Raw genomic sequence first — 18,876 nt, 5'->3', positions numbered from 1 at the left:
AACGAATGCGTTAAAGCCGTGCGCTTAACGGCCGTAAACACGCGCAACGAACCATTCCGACCGACACGATGAGCCAAGACCCATTTGAAAGCCCGCTCAAGGCTGAATTCCTGCGCCACGAAGACACGCTCGCGCCAGCCGAACGCGCGCTCGGCGAAGACGATCACGCGGTCTATCGAACGCTGCTCGAATCGACCAAGGCGATTCCGTGGAAGATCGATTGGGTCACCATGCAGTTCGCGTATATCGGACCGCAGATCGAGGCGTTGCTGGGCTGGGCGCCATCGTCGTGGAAGGACGTCAACGACTGGGCCGCGCGCATGCATCCCGACGATCGCGAGGCGGTCGTGAACTTCTGCGTGGCGCAGTCGCAGGCGGGCACGGATCACGAAGCGGACTATCGCGCGTTGACCAAGGATGGCGGCTATGTCTGGCTGCGCGATGTCGTGCATGTGGTGCGCAACGACGCAGGCGGCGTGGATTCGCTGATCGGCTTCATGTTCGACATCAGCGAACGCAAGCGCACCGAGGAAGAACTCGCGCGCCTGCATAAGGAACTGGAACATCTATCGCTGAGCGACGGCCTCACGGGCGTCGGCAATCGCCGCATGTTCGACAACGTGATGCAGCGCGAATGGCAGGCCGCGAAGGAGTCGGGCAAACCGTTGTCGCTCGTGATGGTGGATATCGACTTCTTCAAGTCCTTCAACGATTACTACGGCCATCTGCAAGGCGACGAATGCCTGAAGCGCGTTGCCCGCGTGCTCGCCGAGGCGGCCGGGCCACGGCATTTTCTCGGCCGTTTCGGCGGCGAGGAGTTCGTGCTCGTGCTCGCGGATACCGACGCCGAAGCGGTCATGCGTATTGCCGCGCGCTGCCGGGAATTGATCGCGGATGAAGACATCGCGCATCTGCGCTCGCCGCACAATCAGCGCGTGACGGCGAGTTTCGGCGTGGGCACCGTCGTGCCGACCGATGGCATCGATCCGACGACGTTCATCAATCTGACCGATGCGCAGCTTTATCAGGCGAAGGAACACGGGCGCAATCGCATCGCGTCCGTGGATCGGGCGGGGATTCGCGGTGAGGCGTTCAGATTGCAGTCGCGGTGAGGTGTAGCACTGCCTCTCGACACAGTAAAGGCTTTCGAACGCCTCGACGCGGAGTTGGAAAGCCTTACCCGCTCAAGCCACTGCAAAGTGCTGTCAGCCGCTCTTTTACTCCAGCGATCACCTCATCCCAGTCGCCGCGTGTCTTTTGCGTGAAAACGCGCGCGGAGGCGTACCACGGCGAGTCTTCGCGATCGAGTAGCCAGCGCCAGTCGCCGTCGAATCGCGACAGTATCCACACCGGCTTGCCGAGCGCGCCAGCCAAGTGCGCAACCGAGGTATCCACGGTGATGACGAGATCCAGATTCTCGATAATCGCGGCCGTGTCGAGAAAATCGGTAACATTGCTCATAAGGTCGAGAGGTCGAACGGCTTCGGGAATCTCGGCGAGCTGTCTTTCTTCTCCGCCTTTCTGGAGACTGAAAAACGTACACTGCGAAATACGAAGAAGAGGAAGAAGTTGTTGGAGGCGCACGGAACGGCGAATGTTGTCGCGTAACTCGGGCGGAAGCACCGACGAAGGGTTGCCAAGATCGTTTGAGCCGCTCCACGCAAGCCCGATCTTGTATCTGCCATTCGTTAATGACGCGTTGATCCGCTGTTTCCAAAACTGCACATTCTCTTCAGGGACGTCGATGTAGCGTCCGTTCGAATGCAGCATGTCCAGTGTGATGCCGAGCCTATGAGGCAGACTCATCATGTAGCACCAGAAATCGCATCCGGACAGTTCTTGCGGATGACTGACATCGCTCATGGCATCCACGCCATCGACGAGAGAAAACAGGCGCATGAGCGCGGCGTCGCACACCACGGTCAGTTTGGAGACTCCAAGCCGTCGAAGTAACGGCACGAAGCGAATGCACTGGATTGCATCGCCTAACCCTTGCTCAGGCGCGATGACGAGCGACTTGCCCTCAAGTGATTCCCCTCGCCACATCGCAATCGGAATCCTCGACGCCTGTACGTAGGGAGATACCGCGCCAGCCGCTTCCCACTCCGGCGACTCCTCATAACGAGACTCGAAATTCATCAGTCCGTCTTTATATTTTCCGTCCTTCAGCAACGTCAGGCCGAGCATCAAGCGGGCACGCACGCTGCCCGGGCGCAACGCGAGCGACTGTCTGGCGGCAGCTTCAGCCTCAGGCAGGCGATTGAGCGCATACAGTACGAGTCCGAGCGAGATGTTCGCCTCAAAAGAGGCCGGGTTCAACGACAACGCTTGACGCAGTTCGGCCTCGGCTTCATCGCATCTTCCTAACAAACGGAGCACGTCTCCAAGCAACTCGTGAGCATCGACCGAGTGAGGAAGCTCTGCGATAGCCACCCGCAGAAGCGCTTCGCTCTCCACGACACGACCCGAACTCTTGGTCAAAGCACCTAACACGAGGCTTGCTTCGGCATAGCCCAGTCGAAGTTCGAGCGCGCGACGAAATGCCGACTCTGCTTCTTCGTTGCGCTTTTCGTCGAGTAGTACAAGGCCCAAATTAAACGCTATATCCGGCGAATTTGGATTCAGGGCTGAAGCTTTTCGAAGCAGCGCTTCGGATTCCGATGTTTGGCCCAATCGGCGAAGCACTAGGGCAAGGTTGTTATGGGCGGCTGGCGAGTTCGGAGATTGGTTAAGCTTCTGACGGAGTAGTTCTGCTTGCTTTTGAAGATCGTCCATCATTGCGTGTTGCGTCGTTCTCAGGTAGTTCAGTTGCTAAAACTGTCGCTGCACCGGCCCTTGGGTTTCAAAAACGGGCGGCTTGGCGAATATTGGTTCGCCGTGGTTGCGTAGCTTCGGACACTCGACGCAGAAAGGATAGGGCAGCGACAAAATTCTTCAAGCGGTTGTCGAGAGGAGGCGAGGGATGAAGCGCACATGCGCCAGATCATTGGCTGCAGAGTACAGAGCCGGACGATTGAGCGTGCTCAAACCCGCCCCGCCACCGGAATCGCCGCGCCCGTGATCGAGCGCGCATCGTCCGACAAGAGAAACGCGATCACCGCGCCGAGTTCCTCCGGCTGCACCCAGCGCGAGAAATCCGCCGATGGCATATCGGCGCGATTCTGTGCGGTATCGATAATCGAAGGCAGGATCGCGTTCACGGTAATGGCTCGATCCTTGAGCTCTTCGGCAAGCGCTTCGGTCAGACGCAGAAGCGCCGCCTTCGAAGCCGCATAAGCGCCCATCCCCGCTCCCGCTTTCAACGCCGCCAGCGCGCCCACATTGACGATTCGCCCGCCGCCCTCGCGCATGAGCCCGAGGGCGGCTTTCGATGCGTTGAGCGCCGTCTTCACGTTCACATCGAACATGAGGTTCCATGTGTCCACGCTGCCATCCGCGATGGTTTCCCAGCGAAACGCGCCCGCCACGTTCACCAGCGCCTGCACGCCGCCAAGCTTTTGCGCGATCGCGTCGAACGCGGCTTGCGCGGCTTTTGCATCCGACAAATCGGCGCCCGTGACGATGAACGCGTCCGCAAGCGGCGCGGGCAACGGGTCGTGCCGCGCGTCCCTGCCGATGAGCGCGATGCGTGCCCCGCGCTCGGCCAGCACGCGCGCGGTCGCAAGCCCCAGACTGCCGAAGCCGCCAGTGATGACAACGGTCTTTCCTTCGAGTGTGTTCATCGCGTGCTCCTTGAGCCGTGGCTGTTCAAGCATAGGATGGAACAGGCTTCAGAATTCGTAAAGCTCGGCGGGGTTATCGACGAGGATTTTGCCGCGCGTGGCTTCATCGGGCATGCAATGAGAAAACCAGTCGAGCAGGCTCGCGTTATCCGGAACCGGCTGCACGTTCGGATGCGGCCAGTTCGACGCCCACACGCCGCGCTGCGGATAGCGCGCGGCCAGTGTGCGCGCGATCGGTGCGATGTCGTCGTATTCCGGCGCACCGCTGCGTGAACTCTCGTAAGGCGCCGAGAGCTTGATCCAGCAGCGCGGTCCGTCGAGCAGGCGGCATAGAGACGCGAAGCCATCGCTTGCAGGCGTGACCGGCCCCTGAAACTTGCCGATATGATCGATCACGAGCTTCGACGGCAAACGCGCGAGCAGCGCCTCAAATTGCGGCAGCGTGTGTCCGTCGAGCTGAAGATCGATGTTCCAGCCAAGCGGCGCGATACGTGCCGACATCGCCTCGATGCTGTCCCACGCAAGCAGCCCGCCAGGAAACATCATGTAGCGCACGCCGCGTATGCCGGCTTCGTGCAGACGTTGCAATTCGGCATCGTCGACGTCGGGCGGAACGACCGCGATGCCGCGTGCGCCCTCGCCCAGTTGTTCGATGGCCGCGAGCGTGCAGCGATTGTCGAAGCCGTAGCCGGTCGGCTGCACGACGATCGCACGCGACAAGCCCAACGCGCGCTGTACTTCGCGATAAGCCGATGCAGGCGCCGATGGCGGCCGGAACGTCGCGCTCGGTGCAAGCGGGTAAGCGTCGTCGTAGACGTGGAGGTGGCAATCGCAGGCGTTCATCGCGCGTCGCTCGAAATGGCGTCACCTTTCGGCGCTTCACGCTGCGCGAGCCTGGACGCATGCCGTGGATTGACCGCGCCCATCGGCATGCGCCCTTGAAACAGCGCTTCGGTTTGCGCGACGGTTTCCATCGACTGATGCTCGATCGCAGCCGGCGTGAGGCCGCCGACATGCGGCGTCGCGATGACACGTTCGTGCGCGCACAGCGCCGGCGAAGGCATCTGGTCCGGCGCACGCCCCACGTCGAGCGCCGCGCCCGCAAGACGGCCGCTTTGCAGCGCGGCCAGCAAGGCATTGTCGTCGACGAGTTCGCCGCGCGCCGCATTGATGAAATACGCGTCCGGCTTCATCGTCGCGAAGGCTTGCGCGTTCATCAGATTGCGCGTCGCATCGTTCGCGGGCGCGAGGCACACCACGAAGTCGGCGGCGGCGAGCAAGGCCGGAAGATCGCTCTGACTCAGGCGATCATCGTCGATCTTCGCGTGCGGATCGGACACGACCACGCGCATGCCGAACGCCAGCGCAAGCTCGCACAGATAGCGCGAGATCTGCCCGTAGCCAATCACGCCGAGCGTGCTGCCGCGCAACTCGCGACCCATCTTCGGCGCCAGCATCTCTCCGCGATGGTATGCCGACGCATAAGCCGTGGTGGCGCGGCCCAGATCGATCATCGCGCCGATTACCCATTCCGATACCGCCGGCACGAAGCCCGCGCTCGCCTGCGTGACGAGCACGCCATGATCGCTGGCGGCATCGACATCGACGGTACGGATATCCACCGCGCAGCGCACGAACGCGGCAAGCCGCGGCAAGGCTGCGAACAGTTCGCGTGGCGCGGGGGTTTGCCGGTAGCCGATGATCACGTCGGCATCGCGCGCGGCCGCGATGAGTTCGGCGGTCGTGAGTTCGCGGTCTTCCGTGTTGTAGGTCGCATCGGCGATGGCGTCGAGCGCCGCGCTCGCGCGTGCGCCGAAATAGTGTTCCAGCATGTGCCGGGGATGACTCACGAAAACCTTGTTCATGTCTCGGTCCTGAAGGGCTTCTACGTTGCTTTTGCGGCAGGCGGCGCCACGGATTCGCGCTCGACGAGCGTGATGTCGGTGAATAGCGCCTGCGCGGAATCGATTACAGCGTCGTCTTGCTGACGCATCACGCGCTCGACCATGGCCGCGGCCATCGCAGGAACGGGCAGTTGCACGGTCGTGAGCGCGGGGTTCGAGATAGCGGCGAGAAAGTGCCCGTCCATGCCGACCACGGACATATCGTCCGGTACGCGCAAGCCCGATTCGCGCAGACCCGCCATCAGACCGAGCGCCATCAGGTCGTTGACCGCGACGATTCCGGTCGGCCGCGCGGCGTCTTCCGAGAGTTGGCGTGCGAGCGCGCGACCGTTTTCCGCGATCATCGAGTCGCCGTATTCGTTCACCGGGCCGCTGTCGAGCACGCGCGCGCCGTGGCCGAGGCCCGCTTCCTCGGCGGCGGCGAGAAAGCCGCGAATCTTGTCGCGCCGGCTCAGCGTCATGCCGGCGAGCGTCGCATAACCGAGCCGTGTGTGACCATGCGCGATGAGATGCCGCGTCGCGAGCCGCGCCGCCTCGAAATTGTCCGGCGTGACGTGATCGATGCGCGTGGTCTCGCCTTCGGTCGCGCGCCGGTCGTAGCTCACGACGACCATGCCGCGCTCGGCCGCGGTTTCCAGATGGCGCTCATCCGCGAGCGATGAGATCACGATCACGCGCCGCACGCCGTGCGAGAGCAAATCTTCGAAGAACGACGCTTCCTTCGCCGGGTCGCGATACGTATTGCCGATCAGCACGCGATAACCGTAGCGCTCCTGCGCGTAAGTCTCGACCTCGCGAGCGATATAGCCGTACATCGGATTGGCGATGGACGGCACGAGCAAGCCGACGAGCGGCGTCTGACCGGTCTTCAGCTGGCGCGCGAGCGTGCTCGGACGGTATTGCAGCGCGGTCATCGCGGCCTGCACCCGCGCGAGCGTTTCCTGACGCATCTGGTCGGTGCGGCCGTTGAGCACGTTGGAAACCGTGCTCACGGATACACCAGCGTGGCGGGCCACGTCCTGAATGGTGCTCATGAAAGTTCTTGTTTCGGACTTCGGACAACAGGCTACAGGCCAAGCCGGGTCGGCAGCCACAGAGAAAACGATGGCACCAGAATGAGTACCACGAGCGCGGCGCACAGCACCACCAGATATTTGACCATCGGTTTCGCGACGGCCTTCATTTCCGTGCCGGTGATCGCGCAGGTCGCGAAAAGCCCCAAGCCGACGGGCGGCGCGAACAGACCGAGCCCCATCGCCACGACGATCACCGTGCCGAAGTGCAGCGGGTTGATGCCGAGCTGCGTGGCGATCGGCGTGAGAAGCGGTCCAAAGATGATAAGCGCGGGTGCGCCTTCCAGCACCGCGCCGAATACGATCATGATGAGCACGGACAGCAACAGGAACATCGTCGGTCCGTATTGATGCGCGAAGTTGATCATGGCATCGGAGACGAGCGCGGGAATCTGCTCGATGGTGAGCGCGAACGACACGCTCGACGCCGCCGCCACGATGAACAGGATGCTGCTTGCCATCGACGCCGAACGCACGAACACGCGCGCCACCTTGCGCGGCGTGAGTTCGCGAAACGCGAGCCAGCCGACCACGAGCGCATAGACCACGGCGAACGCCGACACTTCCGTCGATGTCGCGATACCGGAGGTCACGCCCTTGCCGATCATCGCGATCATCACGAGCGCGACGAACGCGCCGCCAATCAGCGGCAGAAACGCACGCGGGTTCTTGAGCGCATCGGCCACGTTGATACGACGCCCGAAGATCACCGCGACAACGGCAAGCGCGAGCGCCAGCACCGCCGCCGGGACCACGCCCGCGAGAAACAGCCCCGCGATGGAAATGTTCGCGACGAAGCCCATGATGATCATGTTCACGCACGGCGGAATGGTCTCGGCCATCACCGCGCTGCACGCGAGGAGCGCCGCCGCTTCGTTCGGGTCCTGCTTGCTCTGACGCACGGCCGGCATGACCACGCCGCCGACCGCCGCGATATCCGCGAGCTTCGAGCCGGACACGCCTGAGAAGAACGCCGTCGCCATGATGGTGATGAGACCGAGCCCGCCGCGCACGCGACCGAAAATACGCAGCAGGAGTTCGATCAGCCGCGACGACATGCCGTTGGTTTCCATCAGCAAGCCCGCAAGCACGAAGAACGGAATGGCGAGCAGCACGAAGTGGTCGGCGCCGGCCATCACCTGTTGCGAGTAGACGAGGATCGGCAGGGTCGGCTCGGCGAGAAAATACAGCAGCGCGGAGAACGCGAGCACGAAGCCGATGGGCACGCCGAGCACGAGTCCGCCGACGAAACCGGCCGCGAGCAGAATGCCCGGCTTGATCGCGTAATCGGGCATGAGCGCGTTCCAGCCGAACAGCGCCGCCGCGACCACGACGCAACCGATGAGCGCGCCGAACACCGTCTTGCGCGGCCCGTTCAATGCATTGGCGAGCGCGAACACCGCCATGAACACACTGCCCGCGACGAGCGGATACACGTTGATCCACGCGGGCAGGCCGCTTGGCGTCATCTGGCCGTAGGAATCGACGAGCAAGAGGCACGACGAGAAGCACAGATTGGCCGCCACGGCCGCGATGATCCAGTGCCCGGCCTGAATCAGCGCCGGTTGCCAGCGTGCGGGCAGCGCCGCGCGAAACAGATCGACGCCGACATGCTGACTGCGCGCAAGCACGGTCGCCGCGCCGAAGAAGACCAGCACGATCATCAACGCGCGCGCGATCTCCTCGGCCCAATCGACTGGATCGTGCAGAAAGTAGCGATAGATGACGGAGACGAACACCACGATCACATCGGCCGCGAGCACGGCGGCGCAAATGTATTCGATCCAGCGCATGACGACGGCGAGCGCGCGCGTGAGCGCGGTCTTCTGGCCGAAGCCGGGCGCGGCCGCAAGCTGCGCTTCGGGGCCGGGCGTCGCGGAGAAAGAGGTCATGGCGTTCAGCCTCGTGCGGCGGCGATGGCCGGAAAAAGCGGCGCGGTCGCGGGATACTGTTTCGCGAAATTCGCGTACAACTGCGTCTGCATTTCGTGACGCGCGGTCTCGCGGTCCGCGGGCGACATCGGGAAGAAAGTCATGCCGCGCTGCTTCAGTTCCTGCTCGGCGCGCGCCGCCGTCTGCACGGCTACCGTGCGCTGCTTCGCCGTCGCATCCTGCGCGGCCTTCTGGAAGGCCGGCCGAAGATTCGCGGGAATCTTGTCGAGCGAGCGGCGGCCCATCACGACGACGAGCGGGCTGAACACGTGCTGCGTCTGCCAGCACGACTTCACCACTTCGTCGTATTTGCTCGCGAGCACGGTCGCGCAGTCGTGCTCGAAGCCGTCGACTACACCGGTTTGCGCCGCCATGTACAACTCGCCGATGGGAATGGGCGTCGGCACCGCGCCCATCAGCTTGAACGTGTCCATGAAAGCGGGCGTGGGCAGCACGCGCAGTTTCACGCCCTTGATTTCCGCGAGCGAGTGCGCGGGCTTCTTCGTGAACACGTTGCGGCCGCCGAACGAATAGCCCCACGTGATGACCGAACAACCCGCGCGCTTTTGCAGCAGGCTGTCGAAGCTCTGCCCGACGCTGCCGTCCATCGCGCGGCCGACGTGATCGAAGTTATCGAAGACATAGCCCAGATCGAGCATGCCGAGTTCGGGCAGAACCGTTGCCCAGATGGACGAGCCCGTCACCATCATGTCGACCGCGCCAACCTTCACTTGCTGAACGACGTCGCTTTCCTTGCCGAGCTGATTGTTCGGAAAATAGTCGATGCGAATCTGCTCGCCCATGCTCGCCTTCAGGTTTTCAGCCAGGTACTGATACCAGACGTAATGCGCGGCATTTTGATTCGCGGGCATCGACGACGAAAGCCGCAGCGCGACCGGCGCCTGCGCGCGTGCGAGCGACGGCAACGCACCGCCCGCCACCGCGAGCGAGGCCGCCGAGGCGGTTTGAAGGAAGCGTCGCCGGGATGTCGATTGCATGTCTTGTCTCCTAAGAGCCGCGGATCGCAGTGCGCCGGTTGCGGCTGTATCGATTTAGTGTATCGATACAGTAAACGGCGGGCGGATCTTCACCCATAGGGGTTATCCCGCTGATTCTGCCGCGCACCGGATGGTTCTCTACGCGTCGACTCGCACAGCGCTAGCCCGCTCGCTGCGTCCGGCAAGCACCCACACCGCCGACGCCACGAGCAACGCACTCACGCCCGCCACACCTAACGCAGCCGCGAAGCCGCTCGCGAAACTCGCACGTGCGATCGCGATGACAGCCGCGTTGCCGCCCGCGCCCGCGTGTGCCAGATCGCCCGCAAGCACGCGCGAGAGGAAGGTTTCATCGAGCGCGTGCATGAGAACAGGGAAACCGCTCGCATGCAAATCGAGCGCGCTTTTCGTGCGCGCCGCGAGCACCGCGCCGAGCACGCCCACCGACGTGACGATGGCCGTAAAGCGCGTCGTCGTGCTGATACCCGACGCCATGCCCGTGCGATGCGCCGGCACACACGCCATGATCGCCTTCTGCGTGTCGCCGTTGAGGATGCCCGCGCCGAGTCCGGTGACGGTCATCGAGACCGCGATGAGCCCGTAATACGACATCGACGCGAACCACGCCGTCAGCAGATTGCCCACGCCGATGGTCGCAAGCCCGAGCGTGAGCAGCGCCATTGCAGACACGCGCTTGCCGAGCGCCGCGCCGAGATGCGGCCCGGCGATCATCGCGAGCGCGAACGGCAACATGCCGACGCCCGCGCGCACCGCGGTCAAGCCGAACGCGTTTTGCAGATAAAGCGGCAGGAACGTCATCATGACTTGCGCGCAGGCCGCGTAGCCGAACATGGCGAGCACGGCGGCGACGAAACGCGATTCGCGAAACAGCGAGAGATCGATCATCGCATGCGCGCGCGAGCGTTGCACGCGCACGAACACGACCAGGAGCGCCGCGCACGCGGCAAGGCGCGCTTCGGTACGCCAGCTCGTCCAGCCATCGGCCTGACCGCCGATCAGCGCCCAGATGCCGAGCGAAAGCGACGCGGCAAAGATCGCGCTGCCGAGCAGGTCGAGCGATCCCGCATGCGGATTACGCGACTCGCGCATGCCGCGCCACGCGCACCACGCGAGCAGCGCGCAGATCGGCAGGTTCATGAGGAAGATCCAACGCCAGCCGAACCATTGCGTGATCGCGCCGCCGACGAGTGGCGCGACGGTCGTCGAAATACCCATGCAGGTGCCCCAGATCGCCCATGCACGAGCGCGCGCCGCGCCTTCGTGGAAGGTGTTGGCGATGATCGCGAGCGCGGACGTGAGCAGCATTGCCGCGCCGACGCCCTTCGCCGCGCGCGCCAGATTCAGCGCGAACGCGGAAGGCGCGAGGCCGCAGCCGAGCGAGGCCAGCGCGAACGCCGCGAGCCCGGCGATCAGCATCTTTTTTCTGCCGATGCGGTCGGCGAGCGCGCCCGCCGGCAGCAGACACGCGGCGAACGCGACCATGTAGGCGCTCACGACCCATTCGACATCGGCGAAACCGGCGTGGAAATCGCGCGCGATGGATGGCAGCGCCACGGCGACGACGTTGGTATCGAGCGTGATCAGCGCGCAAGTCGCCGATGCGGTGAGAAGCACGAAGCGCGCGGCGGACTGGTTCGGCGAGACATCGGCGGTGTCGGACATGGCGGGCGAATGTTGACGATGAAACTATCGATGCTAGTGAGATCACTCTTGTCTGTCATTGACATAGAATCTCCAAATAATTGATGCATTCGACAATACGAAGCGAGGCTCTCATGCCAGTGGAATTGCGCCATGTGCGCTGCTTTTTGAGCGTCGCGCGGCATCTGCATTTCACGCGTGCCGCCGATGAACTCGGCATTGCGCCGCCCGCGCTCACGCGACAAATTCAGGAAGCGGAGCGGCTCCTTGGCGTGCGGCTTTTTCAGCGCACGAAGCGCTCGGTGGCGCTGACCGCGGCGGGCGAGGCGTATCTCGTCGAGGCATCGAGCGCGCTCGATCATCTCGCGCGCGGGGCCGAGCGCGCGGCGCTGGCGGAGCGCGGCGAGCTGGGCAGGATCGTGATCGGCTACGTCGGTTCGGCGGTTTATTCGGGCGTGCTGCAGACACACGTGCGCGGCTTTCGTGCGCGCTATCCGCAGGTTGCCATCGGTATTCGCGAGATCGTCATGCGCGAGGCGGGCGCGCTGCTCATCGACGGTCATATCGATATCGCTTACGTGCGGCCGCCCGTGCCGTATCCGGATGGCGTCGAGGTGCGCACGGTGCGTCGCGATGCGTTCATCGTCGCGCTACCGGCCGATTCTCCGCTGACGCAATCGGAAACCATCACGCCCGCGCAACTGCGTGGTCAGTCGTTCGTGTTGCCGGAGCAGGAGTCCGGCACGCTCGAGGTTGGAAGACGCGGGCGCTTCGAGCCGCACATCGCCGGACATGCGGGCACGCTGTCGGATGTGCTCGCGCATGTGTCGCTCGGCGGCGATGTGGCGGTCGTGCCACGATCGCTCGCGCAATGCGTGACGGTGCCGGGCGTTGAGTATCGCGAGATCGCGGGAAAGCCGGTGCCTTCGGAAGTCGCGGTGGTGTATCGGAGGTTCGAGAAAGGGGCGGCGGTGAAGGGGTTTTTGGAAATGGCTTCGAAGGCGTGAAGCGCATTTCCGGTTGCGTTGTTGGCTTTGCTTGGATGATCGATACATATCAATGGGATTGGCCGATCGGGGTAGTTTTCTGATCAGGCGTCAAGATCGAAAACTGGCTCGACGGTCCCGCTTGAGACGCGCGTCCTGACGCAAGAGCCTTGCGGCCTCACACTGTCCTAACTCTTCGCGCCCAGACTTCCCCTCACACGCTGCATGACAGGAGGGGAAAATGAAGATCGAACCGACACCCATCGCAGGCGCATCGCTCGTCGACATCGACATCGGGCGCGACGCACCCGTGATCGATACCGCGCCCACCTTGCCCGACACGCAAGCGACGGCCATGTCGTACGAAGCGCTGCTGCCCTATCTGCTGTTGCCGATCGCAGGCGCTTACTAAGCGAACAAGCCATGTTCGAACGTGACGGCGTCACTTACGAGTTTCACCACGTCTGCATTCCGATCGCATCGCCATGAAGCCGTCGTAAAGACGCTGAACGAGGAAGACTCGGCGCGCCGCACGGTCGTGCATCGCGCTTGACCTGTGCTTTTTCAGCGCCTATACAGGACGTTCACCGCGCGCATCGCACGATGCCGCCTCGATCGAGACCGGAGTCCAGAGTGACGATAACCACAAGATTCAAGCCGCCAGTCCCGTTGACTTTCACATTGCCGCTCGCCCTGAGTCTCGCGCTCGCGGCCTGCGCAACCGACTCTTCTGCTCCCGCGCCGCCCGGCACCGTCACGACGACGCTGCCATCGGGCGGCGTCTACAAAGGGACAATCGACAACGGTCAGGCCGATGCCACGCTGCTCGTGCTCTTCGATGGCTCGGCGTATCTCTTCTACGGCACTCCGAACGACACGCGCGGCACGAACCTGTCGGGCGTCGCCATCGCCACGGGCGGCACGCAGACGAGCGACGGCAAGTTCGCGAGCACCTCGGCGTTCGACTATCGCGTGGGCCGGGCGCCCGCCACCGCCGCCAACTTCAGCGCAAACTTCGCGCAAGCGCCGGCCGTAAGCGGCACGGTCGCAAGCAAGAACGGCGGCGCGAACCTCTCCTTCAACGTGAACGCCGCGCCGATGCTCGACACCGGACCGAGCCTCGCCAACGCGGGCGGTCTTTACAGCGGCCGCGGAATGTCGCTCGGAGGCGCGACGACCACGCGCATCACCGTCGCCGCCGATGGCTACGCCGCCGGCACGACGAGCGCCGGTTGCATCTTCAAGGGAACGGTGGCGCCGCGTGCCGGCGCGAACGCCTACGACGTCTCGGTGACGTTCGGCCCCGCGCCCTGCCCGCTGCCCGACGCGACCGTCAAGGGCGCCGCCGTGCTCGACGGCCCGCGCCTGCTGGTCGCGCTGCCGAGCCCCGACCGTGCCAACGTCTTTCTCTTCGATGGCAGGAAATAGCTGCCGACGCTTTTTATCAGCGCGTGAAAAAAGCCGGCTCGCTGCTTGCAGCGGGCGATTCGTATTCTAAGATTGTTGCTACCGTAGGCAGCGGCGTCGTGATACGCGTGCTTGGTCGAGGTGCGCGTGACGCCGTCTCCTTCGGCGAGAGTCATCAGTCGTGTTGTTCAGTGAGGTTCAATAAGCCGTAACAACAAGGAGACAACCAGATGAACGCAACGCTCAAGCTTTTGCCGTTGGCGGTCGGCGCCATGCTCGCCTGCCTGCCGTATGCGAACGCCGCGCAAGACAATCTCAATTCGCTGTCCAACTTCAAGCAGACCGGCACGAGTCAGGCCGAAAAGGTGCCGCAAGGCGGCCAGACCGCCGACGCGCTGCGCGAAAATCTCAAGCAAATCAAACTGCCGCCAGGCTTCAAGATCGACCTGTATGCAATCGTGCCGGAAGCGCGGCACATGGCTATCGAGCCTTCGACGGGCGTGGTGTTCGTCGGCACGCGCAAGAATCGCGTATGGCAGGTGACGGATCGAACCAAAAGGCGCGTCGCGGATGACGTCGTTCAATTCGCCTCGTCGGTCACGTTCAAGGTGCCGAACGGCGTCTGCTTCTCGCCGGATGGCGTGCTTTACGTGGTCGAGCAGAATCGCGTGCTCGGTTTCCCGGCGGCACAGTTCTTCGGCGACGGCGGGCCGGACGTGGCCGCGGCGGTCGTCGTGCCGCAAGGCAAGCTGATCCCGGCGACGTTCGAGAGCTTCAATCACGGCGCGCGCGCGTGCCGTATCGGGCCTGACAAGAAGCTATATATCGCGCTCGGCCAGCCGTGGAACGTGCCGCCGAAAGACAAACTCGCCGATATCGACAAGAACGGGCTCGCGGGCATCATCCGTCTGGATCAAGACGGCAAGAACCGCGAAACCTACGCGCACGGCGTGCGTAATTCGGTCGGCCTCGACTTCAATCCGAAGGACAAGACGCTCTGGTTCACCGACAACCAGGTCGACGGCATGGGCGACGACATTCCTCCGGGCGAACTGAACCGCGCGACCAAGGCGGGCGAGAACTTCGGCTTCCCGTGGTACGGCGGCGGCAAGGTGCGGACCGTCGACTACAAGGATCAGAATCCGCCGGCGAACCTGGTGTATCCGCAAGTCGAATTCGCGGCGCACGCGGCCGACCTCGGCATGTCGTTCTATAACGCTAAGACGTTCCCGGACAAGTACCAGGGCGGCATCTTCGTCGCGGAACACGGTTCGTGGAATCGAACGAAGCCCATCGGCGCACGCATCATGTACGTGCCCGTCAAGGACGACGGCACGGCGGGCGAACCGGAAGTCTTCGCGGATGGCTGGCTCACTTCGAGCGGCGAGTACATGGGACGCCCGGTCGATGTCCAGGTATTGCAGGACGGCTCGCTGCTGGTATCCGACGACTATGCTGGCGCCATCTATCGTATTTCGTATTCGGGGTCGAAGTGATGCGGCCGGCGCAGACAGCCGTGGTGGCAAGCCTGATGCTGGCGATATCCAGCGTCGCGCTCGCAGCGGGCGATATCAAGGCGGGGCGCGCGAAGGCGGCACAGTGTCAGGCGTGCCACGGGCTCGACGGCATGTCGAAGCTGCCGGAAGCGCCCAACCTCGCGGGGCAGACGGAGGAGTATCTCGTGAAGGCGCTGACCGACTTTCACACGGGCGCGCGCCAGAACGAAATGATGTCGATGGTCGCGAAACCCTTGTCCGAGGCGGATATCGCCAATCTCGCGGCGTACTACCACAGTCTCGGCAAGCAATGACCGAAGCAGACTTGCTTGACGATGGCCCTCCCCAGCGCAAATTTTTTGGTTTGACGCTTGACTTGGATGGGTAAGGGTTTATACTAAGCCTTGTCTCCTCCATGTCTCAACCGATATGGATTCAAGCCCGCTCAATGCAGCGGGCTTTTTTTTCGCCCGCTTGCGGCGCTTACGCACGTCTCACCACCGAAGCGCACCCCCGCGCGCCTCGTTCCCCGCATTGACTGTTGGTCTCCCCTGCGCTTTTCCGCGCGGTGAATTTTCGTTCGTATCGTACATCGAACCTATTGGCCCCGCTCGCCTGGACGCCTTCGCGTCTCATCGTATGTGGTCTCCCCAGCGCTCCCCGTGCGCCGGTTGGGGTTTTCGTTTCCAGGCGCCCCCGGCCCTGGTTGTCCACAGATCTTCTGCACAAGCCTGTGGATATCGTTATGGAAATCAGTGCAACGTGTTGATTCCAAACCGCTAACCGTGAGCGCCTTTGCATCGCGCGGCGCGCCTCGATTAGTGTCAGTCTGCGTCTGTCACGCACGACGCCAGCATCGTCGTCATGCGATTCAATTCGCTGCTGAAGAAAGTGTGCGGCGCGGTCGCTACGCTGAGTTCGTCGGCGGCCGAGCGCGGCATCGCGAATACAATCGTGCCCGTTGCCACGAGCGCGACGATCATCGATAAGAGCCAGGAGAAGACGTACATCGCCAGTTACCTCGTCTGTCTGATTTGCGCTCGCAAACGTGAGCGCCTGATGAGCAGATTAAGGTTCGATGGCGTTCTGCACAGCCCCGCGGATGGGGGGATGTGAAGGAGGGACGACGTGCGCCCGCCTTCACGCGTCGAGCCGGAAGGCTGTTAGCGCGAGCCGAACGGCCGCATATCCGGCGATGGATCGGGCGACACGCCCTGCGCGACAGCCGCGTCGCCTTGCGCGCGCATGGCTCGCTGGAAACCATCGCGTTCGCGCAATCGGGACCAATAGCGGGCGATCGGCTCCGCGAAGCGTTCGTGCAAACCGATATGCTCCGCGAGCATCAACGCATAACCAACCGAGATATCCGCGGCCGTGAACCGCCCCGCGCACAAAAAAGCCTCGCGCTCCAGCAGCGGCACGAGCGTGCGCAGACGCGCATGAAACCACTTCGCGTAATCCTCGGCGACTTGCGGCTGCCGGCGCTCGGGCGGCTCCAGATGCGTGTAACGCAAGACGAGCGTCTGTGGAAACGTGAGCGTCGCCTCGCCGAAGTGCAGGAAGTTGAGATAGCGGCCGAAGTCCGCTTCGTGCGAAGCGACATCCAGCGCGCCGGGCGAATAACGCGCCGCAAGATACTGACAAATCGCAGCCGATTCGGTCATGAAAAGCGCGTCGTCATTGAAGGCCGGAATCGTACCGAGCGGGTTCACTTGCATGAACTCGCGCGCCACCACACGCGGCGGAAACGGCAGCATCTTCAGTTGGTACGGCACGCCGATTTCCTCGAGCGCCCAAAGCGGCCGGAACGACCGCGCGCTCACGCAATGATGCAGCGTGATCATCGCGTCACCCGAGCCATGACGGCTTGCGCTTTTCGAGGAAGCTCTGCACGCCCTCGCGCCCTTCGTCCGATGCCCGAATGCGCGCGATGCGTTCGGCCGTATCGGAGATCAACGAATCGTCGATGACCTTGCCCGCGAGTTCCGACACCAGCCGCTTGCACTCGCCCACGGCGTTCGGGCTGTTGGACGCGATGTTGTTCGCCATTGCATCGACGGTTCGGTCGAGCTCGCCGCTCGTCGTCAGTTGATGCACGAAGCCGATACGCAGCGCTTCCGTCGCATCGAAACGCTCGGCCGTCACGAAGTAGCGATGCGCGGCGCGCGCGCCCATCGCGCGAATGACGTAAGGCGCGATGGTCGCGGGCATGAGCCCGAGCTTCGCCTCCGATAGGCAAAAGTTCGCGCTGTCCACGCTCACCGCGATATCGCACGCGGCGACGAGGCCCATGCCGCCCGCGTAGGCATCGCCCTGCACGCTGGCGATCACCGGCTTCGCGCTCGTGTAGATGGTGTTGAGCATGGTCGCAAGCCCGAGCGCGTCCGCGCGGTTTTCCGCCTCCGAATAACCGGCCATGCGCTTCATATAGTTGAGGTCGGCGCCCGCGCAAAAGGCCGGGCCGTTCGCCGCGAGCACGATGACGCGCACGCTCGTGTCGTCGTTGAGCGCGCGAAAGGCGGCAGTCAGTTCGACGATGGTCGCGTCGTCGAAGGCGTTGCGTACATCGGCGCGATCCAGCGTCACGCGGGCGACGTGTCCCGTCACCGAGAGCTTGATGCGTTGCAGATTCATGGCGTCGGACATGTCCTTGTCTCCTTATGCTTGCCACCGAAAGTTGAGCCGTGCTCAGTTCCAGGCGGATGATTTGCAAAGTTTCGGCGAACATCGCGGCGGCGGTCAATCGATTTTCATGAGTCTCACTCACACGAAATCATCCGAGGAGACCCATACTCGTCATGTGATGCAGCGAGCATGCCCGAACGCAATATAGTCGTATATATTACGGTGCTCGCCGGATTCCATGACCGCGCGAAGATCCAAGACCAGCAGCGCGCAATCCGGTGCAGCCAATAAAACAGAACCCAAGGAGCTTTACGTGAAGACTCGTTTGTTGCGCACTTTGCTTTCGTTGGCGGTGGGCTTCGCCGCTTCGTCGGCGTTTGCAGGCGAAGTGCAGATTGCCGTGGCGGCCAATTTCACGGCGCCCGTGCAGGCCATTGCAGCGGACTTCGAAAAGGATACCGGCAACAAGGTCGTCGCTTCGTTCGGCGCGACGGGTCAGTTCTATGCGCAGATCAAGAACGGCGCGCCCTTCGAAGTATTCCTCGCCGCCGACGACACCACGCCCGCCAAGCTCGAAAGCGAAGGCATGACGGTGCCGGGAAGCCGCTTCACTTACGCGACCGGGGCGCTCGCGTTGTGGTCGGCGAAGGAAGGTTACGTCGACGACAAAGGCGAAGTGCTGAAGAAGAACCAGTTCACGCATCTGGCGATCGCCAATCCGAAAGCCGCGCCGTACGGACTTGCCGCCACGCAGACGCTCGACAAGCTCGGGCTCACGCAGGCGGTGGCATCGAAGATCGTCGAAGGGCAGAGCATCTCGCAAGCGCAGCAGTTCATCGCGACGGGCAATGCCGAACTCGGCTTCGTCGCACTCTCGCAGATCTACAAGAACGGCAAGATCACGAGCGGTTCGGCGTGGATCGTGCCGGAATCGCTGCACGAGCCGATCAAGCAAGACGCGGTCATTCTCAACAAGGGCAAGGACAATCCGGTCGCGAAGCAGTTCGAGGATTACCTCAAGGGACCGAAGGCCGCCGAGGTGATCCGCTCGTTCGGCTATCAGCTCTGATTG

General features: G+C 63.2%; 18 protein-coding genes. 7 read left to right on the top strand and 11 right to left on the bottom strand.

What is annotated here, in order from left to right:
* Positions 1–68: 68 nt before the first annotated feature.
* On the top strand, positions 69–1,112 hold the full coding sequence (locus NCR40_RS24120) for a sensor domain-containing diguanylate cyclase (protein ID WP_250510892.1): 1,044 nt from the start codon (positions 69–71) through the stop codon (positions 1,110–1,112).
* A gap of 64 nt (positions 1,113–1,176) precedes the next feature.
* Here NCR40_RS24120 and NCR40_RS24115 read toward each other — a convergent pair whose 3' ends face one another.
* From NCR40_RS24115 to NCR40_RS24080, 8 genes are all read right to left on the bottom strand, one after another.
* Positions 1,177–2,778 carry a tetratricopeptide repeat protein gene (locus NCR40_RS24115; protein ID WP_250510891.1) on the bottom strand — a complete coding sequence of 534 codons (1,602 nt, stop codon included), beginning with the start codon at positions 2,776–2,778 and terminating at the stop codon, positions 1,177–1,179.
* A 245-nt stretch (positions 2,779–3,023) separates the two neighbouring features.
* Positions 3,024–3,722: an SDR family oxidoreductase gene (locus NCR40_RS24110; protein WP_250510890.1), complete on the bottom strand. Its 699-nt coding sequence runs from the start codon at positions 3,720–3,722 to the stop codon at positions 3,024–3,026.
* A gap of 48 nt (positions 3,723–3,770) precedes the next feature.
* Positions 3,771–4,565: an amidohydrolase family protein gene (locus NCR40_RS24105; protein WP_250510889.1), complete on the bottom strand. Its 795-nt coding sequence runs from the start codon at positions 4,563–4,565 to the stop codon at positions 3,771–3,773.
* Positions 4,562–5,587 carry a hydroxyacid dehydrogenase gene (locus tag NCR40_RS24100; protein ID WP_250510888.1) on the bottom strand — a complete coding sequence of 342 codons (1,026 nt, stop codon included), beginning with the start codon at positions 5,585–5,587 and terminating at the stop codon, positions 4,562–4,564. The genes NCR40_RS24105 and NCR40_RS24100 overlap by 4 nt, the downstream gene beginning before the upstream one ends.
* 20 nt (positions 5,588–5,607) lie before the next feature.
* Positions 5,608–6,660 carry a LacI family DNA-binding transcriptional regulator gene (locus NCR40_RS24095; protein WP_244829842.1) on the bottom strand — a complete coding sequence of 351 codons (1,053 nt, stop codon included), beginning with the start codon at positions 6,658–6,660 and terminating at the stop codon, positions 5,608–5,610.
* A 32-nt stretch (positions 6,661–6,692) separates the two neighbouring features.
* Positions 6,693–8,591, bottom strand: coding sequence for a TRAP transporter large permease (locus NCR40_RS24090; RefSeq protein ID WP_250510887.1), 1,899 nt, complete (start codon positions 8,589–8,591; stop codon positions 6,693–6,695).
* A 5-nt stretch (positions 8,592–8,596) separates the two neighbouring features.
* The gene (locus NCR40_RS24085; protein ID WP_250510886.1) at positions 8,597–9,628 is read right to left on the bottom strand and encodes a TRAP transporter substrate-binding protein; all 1,032 of its coding nucleotides are present in this window, start codon (positions 9,626–9,628) and stop codon (positions 8,597–8,599) included.
* A 138-nt stretch (positions 9,629–9,766) separates the two neighbouring features.
* Positions 9,767–11,311 carry an MFS transporter gene (locus NCR40_RS24080; protein ID WP_250510885.1) on the bottom strand — a complete coding sequence of 515 codons (1,545 nt, stop codon included), beginning with the start codon at positions 11,309–11,311 and terminating at the stop codon, positions 9,767–9,769.
* A 113-nt stretch (positions 11,312–11,424) separates the two neighbouring features.
* On the opposite strand from NCR40_RS24080, the gene NCR40_RS24075 reads away from it, so the two are divergent.
* The 5 genes from NCR40_RS24075 to NCR40_RS24055 all read left to right on the top strand — a co-directional run bounded on the left by NCR40_RS24075 (position 11,425) and on the right by NCR40_RS24055 (position 15,493).
* Positions 11,425–12,297, top strand: coding sequence for a LysR substrate-binding domain-containing protein (locus tag NCR40_RS24075; protein ID WP_250510884.1), 873 nt, complete (start codon positions 11,425–11,427; stop codon positions 12,295–12,297).
* A gap of 220 nt (positions 12,298–12,517) precedes the next feature.
* The gene (locus tag NCR40_RS24070) at positions 12,518–12,688 is read left to right on the top strand and encodes a hypothetical protein (protein WP_244829849.1); all 171 of its coding nucleotides are present in this window, start codon (positions 12,518–12,520) and stop codon (positions 12,686–12,688) included.
* Between the two features lie 257 nt (positions 12,689–12,945).
* Positions 12,946–13,704, top strand: a complete 759-nt coding sequence (locus NCR40_RS24065; protein WP_250510883.1) for a hypothetical protein — start codon at positions 12,946–12,948, stop codon at positions 13,702–13,704.
* A gap of 209 nt (positions 13,705–13,913) precedes the next feature.
* Complete coding sequence (locus NCR40_RS24060; protein ID WP_244829851.1) at positions 13,914–15,179, top strand: PQQ-dependent sugar dehydrogenase; 1,266 nt, start codon at positions 13,914–13,916, stop codon at positions 15,177–15,179.
* Between the two features lie 35 nt (positions 15,180–15,214).
* The gene (locus NCR40_RS24055) at positions 15,215–15,493 is read left to right on the top strand and encodes a c-type cytochrome (protein ID WP_350029324.1); all 279 of its coding nucleotides are present in this window, start codon (positions 15,215–15,217) and stop codon (positions 15,491–15,493) included.
* 510 nt (positions 15,494–16,003) lie between these two features.
* Here NCR40_RS24055 and NCR40_RS24050 read toward each other — a convergent pair.
* The 3 genes from NCR40_RS24050 to NCR40_RS24040 form a co-directional block, all read right to left on the bottom strand.
* Complete coding sequence (locus NCR40_RS24050) at positions 16,004–16,189, bottom strand: hypothetical protein (RefSeq protein ID WP_250510881.1); 186 nt, start codon at positions 16,187–16,189, stop codon at positions 16,004–16,006.
* A 153-nt stretch (positions 16,190–16,342) separates the two neighbouring features.
* Positions 16,343–17,023, bottom strand: a complete 681-nt coding sequence (locus NCR40_RS24045) for a glutathione S-transferase family protein (RefSeq protein WP_250510880.1) — start codon at positions 17,021–17,023, stop codon at positions 16,343–16,345.
* Between the two features lie 4 nt (positions 17,024–17,027).
* Entirely contained in the window at positions 17,028–17,813 is a 786-nt protein-coding gene (locus tag NCR40_RS24040) for an enoyl-CoA hydratase/isomerase family protein (RefSeq protein ID WP_409015144.1), read from the bottom strand.
* A 304-nt stretch (positions 17,814–18,117) separates the two neighbouring features.
* Here NCR40_RS24040 and modA point away from each other — a divergent pair, with 304 nt between their 5' ends.
* Positions 18,118–18,873 (top strand): molybdate ABC transporter substrate-binding protein, encoded by a 756-nt coding sequence (modA, locus tag NCR40_RS24035; protein WP_250510878.1) that lies wholly within the window; start codon positions 18,118–18,120, stop codon positions 18,871–18,873.
* Positions 18,874–18,876 lie beyond the last annotated feature (3 nt).

Origin of the sequence: Caballeronia sp. GACF4 (assembly GCF_023631025.1) — a bacterium.
Classification (GTDB): Bacteria; Pseudomonadota; Gammaproteobacteria; order Burkholderiales; family Burkholderiaceae; genus Caballeronia.
This window is presented reverse-complemented; position numbering and strand designations above follow the sequence as displayed.